Origin of the sequence: Allorhizobium sp. NPDC080224, from assembly GCF_050281005.1 — a bacterium.
Taxonomy (GTDB): domain Bacteria; phylum Pseudomonadota; class Alphaproteobacteria; order Rhizobiales; family Rhizobiaceae; genus Allorhizobium.
Map to the genome: position 1 here is coordinate 928,632 of NZ_JBNNWJ010000001.1, position 15,246 is coordinate 943,877.

Sequence of the window (15,246 nt, forward strand, 5' to 3'; positions counted from 1 at the left end):
GCGCGATGGTCACGAGACTAGAGCCCCTTGTAGACAAGCCCTTGGCCGAGACGGTCGACGCCTTTCATCGTGGCCGCTTTCATCTCGTGCAGCCGGTTGGACGCGGCCATCGCGCCGGCATGGATGCCATGCTGCTCGCCTCTCTCGTTGTGGACGATCGTGCGATCCGGGTGGCCGATCTTGGCGCAGGAGCCGGGGCAGCAGCGTTGGCCGTAGCTTCGCGTCTGCCCAAGGCGTCTGTCGTCATGGTCGAGCGCTCGAGCGATATGGCCACCTTTGCCCGCAAGAGCCTCGCACTGCCGGAAAACGCGAAGTTCGCGCAGCGCGCCGAGGTGATCGAGGCCGATGTCACTTTGACCGGCAAGGCGCGCTTCGCAGCCGGCCTCCCCGACGACAGCTTCCACCACGTGATCATGAACCCGCCTTTCAACGATCCCGGCGACCGCAAGACGCCAGATGTCCTGAAGGCCGAGGCCCATGCGATGACGGAGAATCTGTTCGACCGCTGGATCCGAACCGCCGGCGCCATCACGACTCCCGGCGGACAGCTGTCGCTTATCGCCAGACCACAGTCGATTGGCGAGATCATCGCCGCCTGCGGCCGGCGGTTCGGCGGCCTGGAGATCACGGCGATCCATCCACGCGAGAGCGAAAATGCCACCCGTATCCTGGTCACCGCGATCAAAGGCTCGCGGGCGAAGCTACAGCTGCGCGCGCCGCTCCTGATGCACGACAAGCCCGACAGTCACGCCTTCGCGACCTTTGTCGACAATCTGAGCAACGGCCGCGCCGGCTATCCGCGGCTGCGTTGAAAACACTGATTTTTTGAGCAAACCATTGTGTTTGCGTCGGCGCGTCTTACATCTCCGCTCAGAGTGAAGATCGTGAGGAGTTGAAACGCGACCATGGCAGACTTTCTGAAACGGCTGGTTCCCAAGCGCTTCCAGAAAAAGGGCGTCGTCATTCCGGTCGTCAGGCTGCACGGACCGATCATGAGCGGCGGCTCGCGCTTCCGCCCCGCGCTCAATCTCTCCTCGATTGCCGGCCAGCTGGAAAAGGCATTCGGCATGAAGGACAGCCCCGCCGTGGCGCTGTCGATCAACTCGCCGGGCGGTTCTCCCGTCCAGTCGCGGATGATCTACGACCGTATCCGCGCGCTGGCCGAGGAGAAGAATAAGCGTGTCCTCGTTTTCGTTGAGGATGTCGCAGCCTCCGGCGGCTACATGATTGCGATCGCAGGCGATGAGATTATTGCCGATGCGACCTCGATTGTCGGCTCGATCGGCGTCGTCTCTGGCGGTTTCGGCTTCCCCGAACTCCTGAAGAAGATCGGCGTCGAACGCCGTGTCTATACAGCGGGCGAGAACAAGGTGATCCTCGATCCTTTCCAGCCGGAAAAGGAAAGCGACATCGAATACCTGAAGACACTGCAGCTCGAGATCCACGAAATCTTTATCGACATGGTCAAGGCGCGGCGCAGCACGGTGCTTGCAGACGATCCGACGCTGTTCTCCGGTCTGTTCTGGACGGGCCGCAAGGGCCTGGAACTCGGTCTCGTTGATCGCCTCGGCGGGATGCGCGAGGAGATCAAGACGCGCTACGGCAAGGATGCCCGCCTCGAACTGATCGGTGCCCAGAAGGGCCTGTTCGGCCGCCGCGCCCCAGGCATCGGCGCATTCGGGTCGACGGATCAGATCGCCGCACAGGCAGTTGCCGGACTTGCCGAGACGCTCGAAGAAAAGGCACTATGGGGTCGCTACGGTCTTTGACCGGCGCGACGAGGAAGGGCTTTACGGCGAGGGGACATGGCGCAGCTGATATTTCTGACGATCCTGGTGGGTGGCGCCTGGTTGCTCTATCGCCGTTTCGTTGCGGATGCGGAGAAACTGGTGGCGAAATCGCGTGCCGAGGAAAAAGAGCGCGAGAACCAGGCAATCGGGACGCTCATTCAAGATCCCGAAACCGGAGAATACCGCCCCCGTCGCGAGGATGATGATTGATCAGGCCATGCAAGCTGCCGACGGTTCAGCAGTTTTCATTGTAACCGCGGGTGAGATCGCCTAAGTCATTGCGCTATCGCAATATTGTTTTCGCGGGCAGTCGAAGTTGGAGACCCATGAGCTACACGACGCAGCTAGACGGCGTGACTGGCCAGATGGCAGATGAGATCCGCTCTTTTGATTGGAGCAAGACATCCCTTGGGCCTATTTCAGGCTGGCCCCTGTCGTTGCTGACGACCCTGCGACTTGTCCTCGCGACGCGCCAGCCGATGTGCTTCTGGTGGGGTGAAGAGCTTCTTCACTTTCACAACGACAGCTATCTGCCAATCCTAGGTGGACGTGACACAAACCCGCTGGGCCAGCCGTTCCGGGAGTATTGGGCCGATGTCTGGGAAGGTGTGGAGCCCTTCGTGAAGCGGGCGCAGGCCGGCGAAGGCACCTGGATCGAGAACCTGCCGCTGCAGGTCCATCGCAATGGTGCGCCGACGGAAAGCTATTGGACCTTTTCCTACAGCCCCCTTTACGACGACAACGCGCAGATAGCCGGTCTCTTGAACGTGGTCACGGAGACCACCGCCTCTATGGTCGGCCGAAAGGCCTTGGAGGAGGCCTACCTTGAGGCGCAGAGGCATTTGGATGAGAGGAAGCAGCATGAAGAGGAGCTGAAGCTTCTCAACCGCGAGCTTGCCCATCGCATGAAGAACACGCTGGCCATGGTCCAGTCGATCGTCAGCCAGAGCCTGCGGGGCGCAGCGTCGATCTCGGATGCCGCGGCCACGATTGGTGCGAGGATTCAGACGCTTGCCAAGGCACAGGATGTGCTGACCGGCATGAGCGTGACGGCCGCCGAAATCACCGCGATCGCGAAAACGGCCGTTGCGCCCCATGTCGATGGCGACGACCGCATCACGATCACCGGCCCGCAGGTCTACCTGTCTGCCCAGCAGGCGCTCGGTCTCTCCCTGGCGATCCACGAACTTGCAACCAACGCTACCAAATACGGCGCACTTTCCCGACCGGAAGGCCGCGTGGTGATGGCCTGGGGCCAGCAGCCCGAGAACGGCTTCACCTTCGACTGGCGCGAAAGCGGCGGACCTCCCGTAATAGAGCCCTCGCGACGCGGCTTCGGATCGAGACTGACGGAACGTGTCGTCTCCGATCTCTTCCAGGGCCAGGCAGCGATCCGATTCGATCCGGAAGGTGTGACCTTCTCTCTGGTCGGCAAGCTGCACAACGCCGACGACCTTGAGCACTGAGCCGCTTTTTGTCACCGCCGTCCGCCTGCCGAGACGCTTGACCCTTCCGCCCGCTCATGGCACCAGACGGGCCGCAACCTGAGCAACCCGATGGATAGCCCGATGACCACGCCCCTTGCCCCGCACATGGACCCCAAGCGCTCCTTTCAGGCGCTGATCCTGACGTTGCACGCCTATTGGGCGGATAAGGGTTGCGCGGTGTTGCAGCCCTACGACATGGAAGTCGGCGCCGGCACCTTCCATCCTGCGACCACGCTCAGGGCACTCGGTCCGAAGCCCTGGCGCGCCGCTTACGTCCAGCCTTCGCGCCGTCCGTCCGACGGCCGCTACGGCGAAAACCCGAACCGGTTGCAGCATTATTACCAGTACCAGGTGATCCTGAAGCCGAACCCGTCCAACCTGCAGGAGCTTTACCTCGGCTCGCTGAAGGCGATCGGCCTTGATCCACTGCTGCATGATATCCGCTTCGTTGAAGACGACTGGGAAAGCCCGACGCTCGGCGCCTGGGGTCTCGGCTGGGAATGCTGGTGTGACGGCATGGAAGTCTCGCAGTTCACCTATTTTCAGGCCGTCTGCGGCATCGACTGCTCGCCGGTCGCGGGCGAACTGACCTATGGTCTCGAGCGCCTCGCCATGTATGTTCAGGGCGTCGACAGCATCTACGACATCAATTACAACGGGCGCGAAGGCGAAGAGAAGATCTCCTATGGCGACGTCTTCCTGCAGGCCGAGCAGGAATATTCCCGCCACAACTTCGAATTCGCCAATACCGAGATGCTGCATCGCCATTTCATCGATGCCGAGAAGGAATGTCAGGCCCTGCTCGCCGCCGGCGCGCCCTCGGATTCGGAAAACCAGCGCCTGCACAAATGCGTCTTCCCGGCCTATGACCAGTGCATAAAGGCCTCCCACATCTTCAACCTGCTCGATGCCCGCGGCGTCATTTCGGTCACCGAACGCCAGGCCTATATCGGCCGCGTCCGCGCGCTGGCGAAAAGCTGCGGCGAGGCGTTCCTGCTGACCGATGCAGGTGGGGTGAACTTCGGCCGGGCTGCGTAAGGGCTAAAACTCCAGCCCCGCCGCTACCCGGTTTTCGATCCGGACCACCAGTCCGTGGATCTTGGCCATCAGCACATCGAAGTCGATCGGTTTGGTGAGGTAGCTTTCGGCGCCCGCGCCCAGTCCCTCGATCATCTTTTCCCGGTCGGCGAGTGCGGTCAAGAAAAGGAAGGGCATATTGGCAAATTGCGGGTGGTTGATCTGCAATTCGCCGAGCATCGAGATCCCGTCCATCTCCGGCATGGTGATGTCGGAGATGACGATATCCGGCCGCTGGCTCAGGATCTTCTCGAGCCCCTCCTTGCCGTTCTCGGCTTGCAACACACGGATCCCGGCATCTTCAAGCTCCTCGACAATGAGCTCCCGGACGTCTCTTTCGTCTTCGACGCAAAGCACTGTGATCATGTCAGTCTCCCGTTGTAGATTGCAGGATCAGGCGGCGCTCACCTATGGCGCAGGTTGAGCGCTCTCTGGAATCGTCGGCCCCAGGATCGGCAGAACCAGGGTAAAGCAGGTGCCCTTGCCGCGCTCGCTCTCGACGAAGATGTCGCCGTCATGCAGCACGACGATCTGCTTTACGAGCGACAGGCCGATCCCGGTACCGGCAATGCCGGTCGAGGTGCGGGCGCGGAAATAGGGCTGGAAGAGTTTCGGCACATCCTCTGCGTCGATACCGACGCCTTCGTCCTTGACTGAGAGAAACACAAAGCCATCTTCCTCCCAGCCGCGAATGGTGATGTCAGGCGCGCGCGGCGCATATTTGACGGCGTTCGACAGGAGGTTGGTCAGCACCTGGGAAATCCCCAGCGCATCGCAGCGGATCACCGGCGGCAGTGCCTCGATCTCGGCGTCGAACCGGTGATGCTGGGATGAGAGCTTCTGCCGCTTGATGGCCTGCTCGATCAACTTGTGCAAAGAGCAATCGACCAGTGTCAGCTCGATCTTGCCGGTGTCCATGCGGCCTGCAGACAGAAAGCTCTCCATCAGCACCACCATGCGGGCAACGGCCGATCGGATCTGCTGCGTCTTGTCCGGGAGAAAGCGCGCTTCCATCTCGCCCTTCTTGCGCTGGATGCGCTGCGCAGCGCCGTCGATGATCGCGAGCGGCGTGCGGAATTCGTGGCTGGTCATCGCCACGAACTGCCGCTGCATCGCGTTGATGTTCTTCTCCTGCTGTAACGCCTCTTCCAGCGCTGCTGCCTGGGCGGCGATTTCGGCGGTGCGCTGATGGACCGTTCTTTCGAGCGCGTCACGGTGGCGGATGAGATCCTTTTCGGCCCGCTTGCGCAGCGTGATGTCGGAGTAACTCAACACATAGCCGCCATTCGAAAGCGGCTCCGAGCGCACGGCGAGCACCTTGCCGCTCTTGCGCTCTCGCTCGAAGCTGTAGGGCAGTCCGAGAGCTGCCTGATCCACCCGCTCGCGGACCATGGCTTCAGGGTCGCCATCGCCCCATTCTCCGCGGCTGGCATTGTAGCGGAGGATGTCTTCGAACTTGGAACCAGGTGGAAACATCTCCGGCGGAATGTTCATCAGGTCATAGAGCCGCCGGTTTGCCATCAAGAGCCGCGAGCGATTGTCGAAGACGCCGATCCCACCGGGAATGGCATCGAAAACCTGCTCCAGCAGCCCAAAGGCCTTGCGCTGGTCGGCGGTTGCGATTGCAACCTCGGCAAACAGGTCGGAAGAGGGGCCGCGGATCCGCCAGACATGCACCTTGACCGGATAGACGGTCCCGTTTCGCCGCCGCTGGGTCGCGTCAAAGGTCACGCTCTGGGTGCTGCCCTCGACGAGCGGCATGAGCTTGGCGCGATAATCGAGTTCGGAGATGCCCACCTTGAGCGATGCGGGCGTCATGCCGTTCAGGGCTTCGCGCGCATAGCCCGTCCGGACACTCGCCGTCGCATTCGTCCGGCTGATCGTGAAGCGCTGCGGCTCGAAGATATAGATCTCGTCGGTCGAGAGCTCGACCATGTCGAGAAGGGACGACGTGCAGCCATTGCGCTGCTGGATGATCGGTCCGATGTCCTGAGTGAGCAGCCGCAGTGCAGACAGGCTCTCCAGGTTGATCGGTCTGTCGCTGCGGCTGAAGAAGACGCCGGTGCCGAAATCCGGATTGCCGGGCAGACTGATGGGTATCCAGTAGGGATGGAGGTCTTCTCGATCCGCAATGCATTCGGGCATCCGTGCGCCCAGCGGCAGGTCAATCGGCAGTTCCAACTGGTCCGCCGTGTTGTGGTGCAGCAGCCGTTGCCGGTCCTGTCCTGCGTCGCGGATATAGATCGCCGCCATCTCCGAAAGATCGAGTTGCGGCAGCGCAGTGATGATCGAAAGAACATCCTTCAGCGTATCGCTGAGCCGTCGCTCCGGAAGCGCCGCTTTCAGGATATCGCGGCTGGCGAGCAGGGCCCACGGGGGCAGAGAATTCCAGCTTATTGTCTGCATGCGTGGCTCCGCTGCAAAACCTTTCGGAATGTTACATTAGAAGACGCGGATTAACGGAACGGTTTTCGCATGCGTCGAATTTGATGCAATTTCCTCCGGCATTTTCCAGTCAAGCACCTCGGGATCCCCGGAACTTCGGTCATGACTTTCTTTCGGTGACCCGCTAACGTGCGGCCAATTCAGCTGGGGAGCCCTCGCATTATGTTCACGACACTTGCCATTCTTGCCGCCATCGGCGCCTATCTCGTCTTCATCTACAACGGCCTGGTGAAGGCCCGGCAGATGGCCGAGGAAGCCTGGTCGGGCATCGACGTGCAGCTGAAGCGTCGCGCGGATCTCATCCCCAACCTGATCGAGACGGTGAAGGGTTATGCCGGCCATGAGAAGGAGACGCTGGAGAACGTCGTCGAACTGCGCAACAAGGCGCAGGCCGTGCCGGCGGGCGATGTCGCCGGTCGCGCCCAGGCCGAAGGTCTGCTCGGGGCAGCGCTGGGCCGGATCATCGCGCTGGCCGAAGCCTATCCGGATCTGAAGGCCAACGAGAACTTCCTTGAACTGCAGCGTTCGCTCGAAACCGTCGAAGGCGAGCTCCAGATGTCGCGCCGCTATTACAATGGCGCGGCCCGCGATCTGAACGTCAAGGTCGAGAGCTTCCCCAACAACCTCGTCGCCGGCCAGTTCGGCTTCTCGAAGAAACCCTATTTCGAGATTGCCAACGAGGCCGACCGTGCGGTACCGACGGTCAAGTTCTGACGTCCGTTCCAGCGGGTTCCGGAAAAGTGTTCCTCGGTTTCCCGACAAGAACCCGCGAGACAACAATAAACCAAGCAAGCTTCTTTTGAAGGCTGCTTAGGACGATGCATTGAGACTGGGATCCATGACGACTGACAGCGTGACCATCCTCCCGCCCGCCCATGCCCTGACCGGCAAGGTGAGCCCACCGGGTTCGAAATCCATCACCAACCGTGCGCTTCTCTTGGCAGGCCTCGCCAAGGGCACCAGCCGCCTGACCGGCGCGCTGAAGAGCGACGACACCCGCTACATGGCCGAAGCGCTCCGCCAGATGGGCGTCACCGTCGAGGAGCCTGACGCCACCACCTTCGTCGTCACCAGCACGGGCGAGTTGAAGTCGCCAGCCGAAGCGCTTTTTCTTGGCAATGCCGGCACCGCCACCCGCTTCCTCACCGCGGCCCTCGCTTTGGGCAAGGGCCGCTACGTCGTCGACGGCGATGAACACATGCGCAAGCGCCCGATCAAGCCGCTGGTCGAGGCGCTGCAATCACTCGGCGTTGCCATCGCCGCGCCCTCGGGTTGCCCGCCGGTCGCGATCGACGCCAATGGCGCCTTCAAGAAAAACCACGTCATCATCGATGCCGGCCTGTCGAGCCAGTATGTCTCGGCCCTGCAGATGGCAGCTGCCTGCGGTTCCGAGCCGTTCACCATCGAGCTTGCCGGTGCCGATATCGGCGCCCGCGGTTACATCGATCTGACGTTGTCGGCCATGCGTGCCTTTGGCGCCAAGGTCGAGCAGCCGACGCCATCATCCTGGGTCATCCAGCCGACCGGTTATACCGCGACCGATTTCCACATCGAGCCCGATGCCTCTGCCGCCACCTATCTCTGGGGCGCGGAAGTTCTGACCAAGGGCAAGATCGACATCGGCACGCCGTCTGACGCTTTCACCCAGCCGGACGCCAAGGCCTATGACGTAATCGCCCAGTTCCCCAACATGCCTGCCGTGATTGACGGTAGCCAGATGCAGGACGCGATCCCGACGATTGCCGTGCTCGCCGCCTTCAACGAGACGCCGGTGCGCTTCGTCGGCATCGAGAACCTGCGCGTCAAGGAATGCGACCGCATCCGCGCCGTCTCGACGGGGCTGAACAACATCCGCGAGGGCCTGGCCAAGGAAGAGGGCGACGATCTCCTCGTCTTCTCTGACCCCTCGCTCGCAGGCCAGTCGCTGCCGGCTGACATCGACACCTTTGCCGATCACCGCATCGCCATGAGCTTTGCGCTCGCGGGCCTGAAGATCCGCGACATCACCATTCTCGACCCCGGCTGCGTCGCCAAGACCTACCCCGGCTACTGGGATGCGCTCGCTTCGCTCGGCGTCGATCTCGTCAGGAACGACCCGGAATGACTACGCTTCTTCGCCTCTGCTCCGCTTTCCTTCTCACGCTCTGGATGGCATGCGGCGCGCAGGCTGAAGAGGTCATCCGCGACTACCACGCGGATGTCACGGTCCTGCCCGATGCCACGATCGAGGTGACCGAGACGATCACCGTCAATGCCGAGGGCAACGAGATCAGGCGCGGCATCTTCCGCGACTTCCCGCTTTATGGGCGGGACGCGCGGGGCTTACGCCAAAAAGTCGATTTCGAACTGATCTCGGTGGCGCGAGATGGCCGGCCGGAAGCCAGTCGCACCGAAACCGTCTCCGGCGGCATCCGCATCTATACTGGCTCGGCCGACGTCTTCCTCCAGCCGGGCGAATACACCTACACCATCGCCTACCGCACCGGCCGTCAGATCCGCTATTTCGACGATCATGACGAACTCTACTGGAACGTGACCGGCAATGGCTGGCTCTTCCCGATCGATCGCGCCGGCGCGACCGTCACGCTGCCAGAAGGCGCGCTTCCGACGAGGACCACCGTCTACACCGGTCCCTCGGGGTCCACCGCCCAGAATGCTCGTGAAATTCCGGGATCGAATGGCCTCGAATTTGAGACCACACGACCGCTCGGCCCGAACGAGGGACTGACCATCGTGCTCGCCTTCGACAAGGGCGTGGTCGCAGCACCCTCGTCGGAAGACAGCACCTGGTGGTTCATCCGCGACAACCTCAACACCATCATCGGCTTCGGCGGCCTGGCCGTCATTTTCCTCTACTACCTGCGTTCCTGGGCAGCCGTCGGCCGCGACCCGCCGAAGGGCGTCGTGGTCCCGCGCTGGGATCCGCCGGAGGGAATTTCACCGGCGCTCGTCAACTATATCGACAACAGGGGTTTCTCCGGAGCCGGCTGGACCGCACTTTCGGCCGCGGCACTCAATCTCGCCGTGGCTGGCTATGTCGAACTCGATGATCTCGACAACAGCATTACCATCCGCCGCACGAAGAAGGCCGTCACCGGCAAGCTGCAGTCCGGTGAGGCCGCACTGATTGCGGAAATCCCGTCTGCCGGCGACGCGCTCATCATCGACAAGGCCAATGGCAAGAAGGTGCAATCGGTCGGCAATCGCTTTCGCCAGGCGATCGAAAAAGAACACCGCAACAAGTATTACAAGGGCAATGCCGGCTACACGTCGCTCGGCATCGGCCTCTCGATCGCCGTCGTCGCCTCGCTCTTCATCTTCGGCGACCTCGACGAGGATGTCTATGCGCTGATCTTCGTGCCCACCTTCTTCTCGGTCTTCTTCGGTACTTTCACGATCGGGTTGGTCAACTCGTTCAGGCGGGGCCGCTCTCTGTTCAGCAAGATCATCGCCATCCTGGCGCTGGCCCTGATCGGCTTTGTCGCGCTCTCCACCATGGGCCTGATGCTGATCTCCATGTGGATTGATCTCGAAGCCACCCACCAGTTCCCAGTGCTCATCGCCTTCGGCGGCGTCCTTCTGGTCAACCTCCTCTTTTTCTTCCTGATGGGCGCGCCGACGCCGCTCGGGCGCAAGCTGATGGACGGCATCGAGGGCCTGCGCATCTATCTGACACTCGCCGAGAAAGACCGGATGAACATGGCCGGCGCGCCGACCATGTCGCCCAGCCATTTCGAAAAGCTCCTGCCCTATGCCGTGGCGCTCGGCGTCGAAAAGCCATGGTCGCGTACCTTCGAAACCTGGCTCGCGACAGCCGCTGCCGGAGCCGCAGCCGTGACAGCTTACAATCCGGCCTGGTACCACGGCAGCAATCGCGGCAATCTCGGCGACCGGATCGGCGGCTTCTCCTCCTCCATGGCCTCGACGATCGCCTCCACCATCCCGACACCCCCTCCATCCAGCTCCTCGTCGTCGTCAGGCTTCTCCGGCGGCTCTTCCGGCGGCGGCGGTGGCGGCGGCGGCGGGGGAGGGTGGTAACCACCCACCTCCCCCTTGAGGGGGGAGGTCGCGCGGAACGCGCGGGTGGGGGTGATCCTGGCCAAGCTCTCGCATTTCCCCTCAATCCCCGGAGTTGAAACCCGTTGAAATTCGACGTCTCATGCACAAGTTCGGATTGGGACGCAGAACATGCCGAAACCTCCCACCTCCATGGATCGCTTTCGCCGCGCCAATGCCAGACGTCTGCGGTCGACCAGCACGGACGCCGAACGAAAACTCTGGCGCCATCTCTGGCGCATTCCAATCAACGGCAGCCACTTCCGCCGCCAGGTCCCGATCGGTCCCTACTTCGCCGACTTCGCGTGTCATCAGATCGGCCTGATCATTGAGTTGGACGGCTCCCAGCATGTGACGGATGAAGGGCTTGAACGAGACCAGGAGCGAACCGCCTTTCTGGAAGCGCAGGGATACAAAGTGATCCGCTTCTGGAACGCCGAGGTCCTGACAGAACTCGATGCGGTCCTCGATACTGTTTTCGCGGCGGTCCGTGAGCGCGAGATATTCCTTGAATTGCACCCAAATGTCGGGTCCCCAGGCAGAGCGGATCGTCCTCCATCGTTTGACGCGTCCAACGGTGTTAAAAAGTCTGCGCCGGATCACCCCACCCCGGAGCTTCGCTCCGACCCTCCCCCTCAAGGGGAGGGTGGTTGAGACGCCGGCGCCGCGCCATCCACCTCCCCCTTGAGGGGGGAGGTCGCCGCAAAGCGGCGGGTGGGGGCGACCACTGGCTGAATGTTGATGATCCATTGTCCGCAGCCTGAACCCCCGCCAAATTACGCCGATCCATGGATGACTTTTGCCGCGCGGCTTGCTAAGTCCCGCGCAGCCTTTCGCAACAGTTCAAAAAGTCAGTCCCTATGCCCGATCTCCTGCTCGAACTCCGCTCCGAAGAAATCCCGGCCCGTATGCAGCGCAAGGCGGCTGGCGATCTGAAGAAGATGGTCACCGATGCGCTTGTCGATGCCGGTCTGACCTATGAAGGCGCGCGCGAATACTGGACGCCGCGACGTCTGACACTGGACATCCGTGGCCTCACAGCCCGCTCGGCCGATATCAAGGAAGAGAAGAAGGGCCCGAGCGTCTCGGCGCCTCAAGGAGCCATCGACGGCTTCCTGCGTGGCGCAGGCTTGACCTCCATCGACCAGGCCATCGTCAAGACCGATCCGAAGAAGGGCGATTTCTACGTCGCCTATATGGAAAAGCCCGGCCGTGCGGCCGAAGAGATCATCGCCGATGTCATGCCCGGCATCATCCGCACATTCCCTTGGCCGAAATCGATGCGCTCCGGTTTCGCCTCCATGCCCAAGGGCTCGGGCTATGGCGGCATTGAGGGCAAGGGCATGGAAAGCCTGCGCTGGGTGCGCCCGCTGCAGTCCATCGTCTGCACCTTCGGCCCCGAGCATGACGAAGTCCAGGTCATCCCCTTCGAGATCGATGGCATCGTCGCATCCAATATCACCTATGGTCACCGATTCCACGCGCCTGACGCCATCACCGTCCGCCGCTTCGACGACTACGTGACGAGCCTGGAGCGCGCCAAGGTCATCCTCGACGCCGAGCGCCGCAAGGACATGATCCTGCACGATGCCCGCGACATCGCCTTTGCCAATGGCCTGGAACTCGTCGAGGACGACGGGCTGCTGGAGGAAGTCTCCGGCCTCGTCGAATGGCCGCAGGTTCTGCTTGGCACGTTTGAAGAGGATTACCTCTCGATCCCGGCCGAGATCATCCGCCTGACGATCAAGACCAACCAGAAGTGCTTCGTCGTGCGCCCGCAGGGCGAGAGCGACAAGCTCTCCAACCATTTCATCCTGATCTCCAACATCCAGGCCACCGATGGCGGCCGTGAGATCATGCATGGCAATGGCAAGGTTGTGCGCGCCCGCCTCTCCGATGCCCTGCATTTCTGGAAGCGCGACCAGGGCGACCTGCCCGACCTCGACACGCTCAAGGCCTCCGCTGCTAAGTTCGATCTGGACTTGAGGAAGCCGCTCGACCAGCGCATGGCCAAGCTCGATGCGCTGAACGTCACCTTCCACGCCAAGCTCGGCACGCAGGGTGAGCGCGTCGCCCGCATCCGCGAACTGGCCAAGGTGCTGGCGCCGATCGTTGGCGCTGATGGCGCCCTCGTCGACCGCGCCGTGGTACTGGCCAAGGCCGACCTGCGCACCGAAGCCGTCGGCGAATTTCCCGAACTCCAGGGCGCCATGGGCCGCAAATACGCAGTTCTGCAGGGCGAAGACGCCTCCGTGGCCGCCGCGATCGAGGATCACTGGAAACCGAACGGCCCCTCGGATCGTCTGCCGGAAGACAAGGTCGGCCTGACCGTTGCCCTTGCCGACAAACTCGACACCCTCGTTGGTTTCTGGCTCATTGATGAAAAGCCAACAGGATCGAAGGATCCCTACGCTTTGCGCCGTTCAGCGCTGGGTATCGTAAGGATTTTGTTGGAGAAGAAGTTAAGCCTGCCATTGAAGAACGTTATCGCACGAGCGTTCGGTTTCTCGCAGGCAACACTAGGCATGCTTGAGCTCATCAAGGACACGGTTCATGTTTCAAAGAAACTGGGTGACCTCGGATTCAGCCGGTTAGCAGACGAACTGCTGCCCGAACTGAAAGAGCGGCTAAATGACCCTGCGCGGCGTGAGGCAGCCTATGTTCAATTCAAAAGTCAGGCGCCCGACCTCCTCTCCTTCTTCCACGACCGCCTAAAAGTCTACCTGCGCGACCAGGGCGCCCGCCACGACATCATCGATGCCGTGCTGACGCCCGAGGCCGACGATCTCCTGATGGTCGCCCGCAAGGCCGAAGCCTTGACCGCCTTCATCACCTCGGAAGACGGCCTGAACCTGCTCGCCGGCACCAAGCGCGCCACGCAGCTGCTGGCCGCAGAAGAAAAGAAGGGCACCGTCGTCGCCGATGGCGTCTCGGAAGCGCTGCTCAAACTCGATGCCGAAAAAGCGCTGTTCGCCGCCATCCAGTCCGCCTCGAAGTCAGCGGCCGAAGCGGTCGCTGCCGAAGACTTCCGCTCCGCCATGCAGGCACTCTCGACGCTGCGCGGCCCGGTCGACACGTTCTTCGAGGACGTTCTGGTCAACGACGAGGACGCCGCCATCCGCGCCAACCGCCTGGCGCTCTTGAAGGCGATCCGCGAGGCGACGGCTACGGTCGCCGACTTCTCCAAGATCACCGGCTGACGCTTTGGGACCCCGCTTCGGCGGGGTCTTTCGTTTCACACAGCGAGTTTTCCGAAGTTGGCATCCTGTGCTAGACTGAACGAGCAGTCCAGAGGAAGCCACCCCATGAACAAGCCCGTTCAGGTCACCATTGCCGAGCCCTATGACAGCTTCGTCGAGTCCCAGCTCGAAAGCGGTGCGTTCAAGTCTGCCGAAGACGTGGTCGAGGCCGGCCTCAAGCTTTTGAAGGAAGAGCAGGCGCGGATCGAATGGCTGCGCAATGCGTTGATCGAGGGTGAAAACAGCGGGCCGGCGCGTCCGGTTGATCGCGAGGAATTCAAAGCCCGCATGCGCGAGAAATACATGCGATGAGCGGCTACCGTTTGCGTCCCTCTGCCGAGGAGGACATGGATGCGATCTGGGATTATACGTGCCGCACGCGATCCCCAGCGCGGGCGGATCGGTATATCGACGATCTCTTCGATGCATTTGAACGCCTGGTCCAGACACCGGAGTTAGGGCCGCAGGCCTATATGGTCGCGAGCGGCTACCGGCGCCTGCGTGTCAATCACCACTTGATCTTTTATCGGAAAGTGGAGCTCGACGAGATCGAAGTCGTGCGAATTCTGCACGAAAAGAGCGACTTCCTGCGGCACCTCGGCGATCTCTGATGCCCCCCAAAATCCTCATCAGCGCCTGCCTGCTCGGCCGCCCCGTCCGTTACGACGGCAAGGGCAAGCCGCTCGCTGATCCCCTGATCGAGCGTTGGAAGGCCGAGGGTCGCCTTGTCGGTTACTGCCCCGAACAGGCCGGCGGCCTGCCGACGCCACGTCCACCCGCGGAAATCGAAGGCGGCAGAAACGGTGACGATGTGCTTGCCGGTCGGGCCCGCGTGCTGGAAGTCACCGGTGGTGACGTGACAGAGGAATTCCTCGCCGGTGGCCGCAAGGCCGTCGCCTTTGCCCAGGAGCAGGGCTGCGAGATTGCGCTCCTCATCGACGGCAGCCCCTCCTGCGGTTCCAGCTTCATCTATGACGGCTCGTTTTCCGGCACGCGCCATCCCGGTTTCGGCGTCACCGCAGCCCTGATGCGTCAGGCCGGCATCGAAGTCTTCTCCGACCTGGAACTCGACAAGCTCGAAGCACACATCAAAAGCATCCGCTGAAACGAGAAAGGCCGCCCGATTGCTCCGGCGGCCTTGTGTTCATGGAA

The 15,246-nt window shown here is 62.0% G+C and carries 15 protein-coding genes; 13 read left to right on the forward strand and 2 right to left on the reverse strand.

What is annotated here, in order from left to right; genetic code table 11:
- Nucleotides 1–5 precede the first annotated feature (5 nt).
- The 5 genes from ACQKP1_RS04465 to ACQKP1_RS04485 all read left to right on the forward strand — a co-directional run bounded on the left by ACQKP1_RS04465 (nt 6) and on the right by ACQKP1_RS04485 (nt 4,315).
- A complete protein-coding gene (locus ACQKP1_RS04465) occupies nt 6–812 on the forward strand; it encodes a tRNA1(Val) (adenine(37)-N6)-methyltransferase (RefSeq protein ID WP_427274344.1) in 807 nt (268 codons plus the stop codon).
- 93 nt (nt 813–905) lie between these two features.
- The gene (locus ACQKP1_RS04470) at nt 906–1,769 is read left to right on the forward strand and encodes a S49 family peptidase (protein WP_427274345.1); all 864 of its coding nucleotides are present in this window, start codon (nt 906–908) and stop codon (nt 1,767–1,769) included.
- 36 nt (nt 1,770–1,805) lie between these two features.
- Entirely contained in the window at nt 1,806–2,000 is a 195-nt protein-coding gene (locus ACQKP1_RS04475) for a hypothetical protein (protein WP_054148848.1), read from the forward strand.
- Between the two features lie 116 nt (nt 2,001–2,116).
- A complete protein-coding gene (locus ACQKP1_RS04480; RefSeq protein ID WP_427274346.1) occupies nt 2,117–3,256 on the forward strand; it encodes a sensor histidine kinase in 1,140 nt (379 codons plus the stop codon).
- Between the two features lie 126 nt (nt 3,257–3,382).
- Nucleotides 3,383–4,315: a glycine--tRNA ligase subunit alpha gene (locus ACQKP1_RS04485; protein ID WP_203019928.1), complete on the forward strand. Its 933-nt coding sequence runs from the start codon at nt 3,383–3,385 to the stop codon at nt 4,313–4,315.
- 3 nt (nt 4,316–4,318) lie between these two features.
- On the opposite strand, the gene ACQKP1_RS04490 is transcribed toward ACQKP1_RS04485, so the two are convergent.
- On the reverse strand, nt 4,319–4,720 hold the full coding sequence (locus ACQKP1_RS04490) for a response regulator (RefSeq protein ID WP_427274347.1): 402 nt from the start codon (nt 4,718–4,720) through the stop codon (nt 4,319–4,321).
- A gap of 42 nt (nt 4,721–4,762) precedes the next feature.
- Entirely contained in the window at nt 4,763–6,760 is a 1,998-nt protein-coding gene (locus tag ACQKP1_RS04495) for a PAS-domain containing protein (protein ID WP_427274348.1), read from the reverse strand.
- 201 nt (nt 6,761–6,961) lie between these two features.
- Between ACQKP1_RS04495 and ACQKP1_RS04500 the strand changes: the two genes are divergently transcribed.
- From ACQKP1_RS04500 to ACQKP1_RS04535, 8 genes are all read left to right on the forward strand, one after another.
- The gene (locus tag ACQKP1_RS04500) at nt 6,962–7,513 is read left to right on the forward strand and encodes a LemA family protein (protein ID WP_427274349.1); all 552 of its coding nucleotides are present in this window, start codon (nt 6,962–6,964) and stop codon (nt 7,511–7,513) included.
- Between the two features lie 124 nt (nt 7,514–7,637).
- Nucleotides 7,638–8,903, forward strand: a complete 1,266-nt coding sequence (locus tag ACQKP1_RS04505) for a 3-phosphoshikimate 1-carboxyvinyltransferase (protein ID WP_427274350.1) — start codon at nt 7,638–7,640, stop codon at nt 8,901–8,903.
- Entirely contained in the window at nt 8,900–10,837 is a 1,938-nt protein-coding gene (locus ACQKP1_RS04510; RefSeq protein WP_427274351.1) for a DUF2207 domain-containing protein, read from the forward strand. The genes ACQKP1_RS04505 and ACQKP1_RS04510 overlap by 4 nt, the downstream gene beginning before the upstream one ends.
- A gap of 171 nt (nt 10,838–11,008) precedes the next feature.
- Nucleotides 11,009–11,509 carry an endonuclease domain-containing protein gene (locus ACQKP1_RS04515; protein ID WP_427274352.1) on the forward strand — a complete coding sequence of 167 codons (501 nt, stop codon included), beginning with the start codon at nt 11,009–11,011 and terminating at the stop codon, nt 11,507–11,509.
- A 206-nt stretch (nt 11,510–11,715) separates the two neighbouring features.
- Nucleotides 11,716–14,055 carry a glycine--tRNA ligase subunit beta gene (glyS, locus tag ACQKP1_RS04520; protein WP_427274353.1) on the forward strand — a complete coding sequence of 780 codons (2,340 nt, stop codon included), beginning with the start codon at nt 11,716–11,718 and terminating at the stop codon, nt 14,053–14,055.
- 105 nt (nt 14,056–14,160) lie between these two features.
- Nucleotides 14,161–14,406 (forward strand): type II toxin-antitoxin system ParD family antitoxin, encoded by a 246-nt coding sequence (locus tag ACQKP1_RS04525; protein ID WP_203013294.1) that lies wholly within the window; start codon nt 14,161–14,163, stop codon nt 14,404–14,406.
- A complete protein-coding gene (locus ACQKP1_RS04530) occupies nt 14,403–14,705 on the forward strand; it encodes a type II toxin-antitoxin system RelE/ParE family toxin (protein ID WP_203013296.1) in 303 nt (100 codons plus the stop codon). Before ACQKP1_RS04525 ends, ACQKP1_RS04530 begins: the two co-directional genes overlap by 4 nt.
- The gene (locus tag ACQKP1_RS04535; RefSeq protein ID WP_427274354.1) at nt 14,705–15,199 is read left to right on the forward strand and encodes a DUF523 domain-containing protein; all 495 of its coding nucleotides are present in this window, start codon (nt 14,705–14,707) and stop codon (nt 15,197–15,199) included. The genes ACQKP1_RS04530 and ACQKP1_RS04535 overlap by 1 nt, the downstream gene beginning before the upstream one ends.
- Nucleotides 15,200–15,246: the final 47 nt, after the last annotated feature.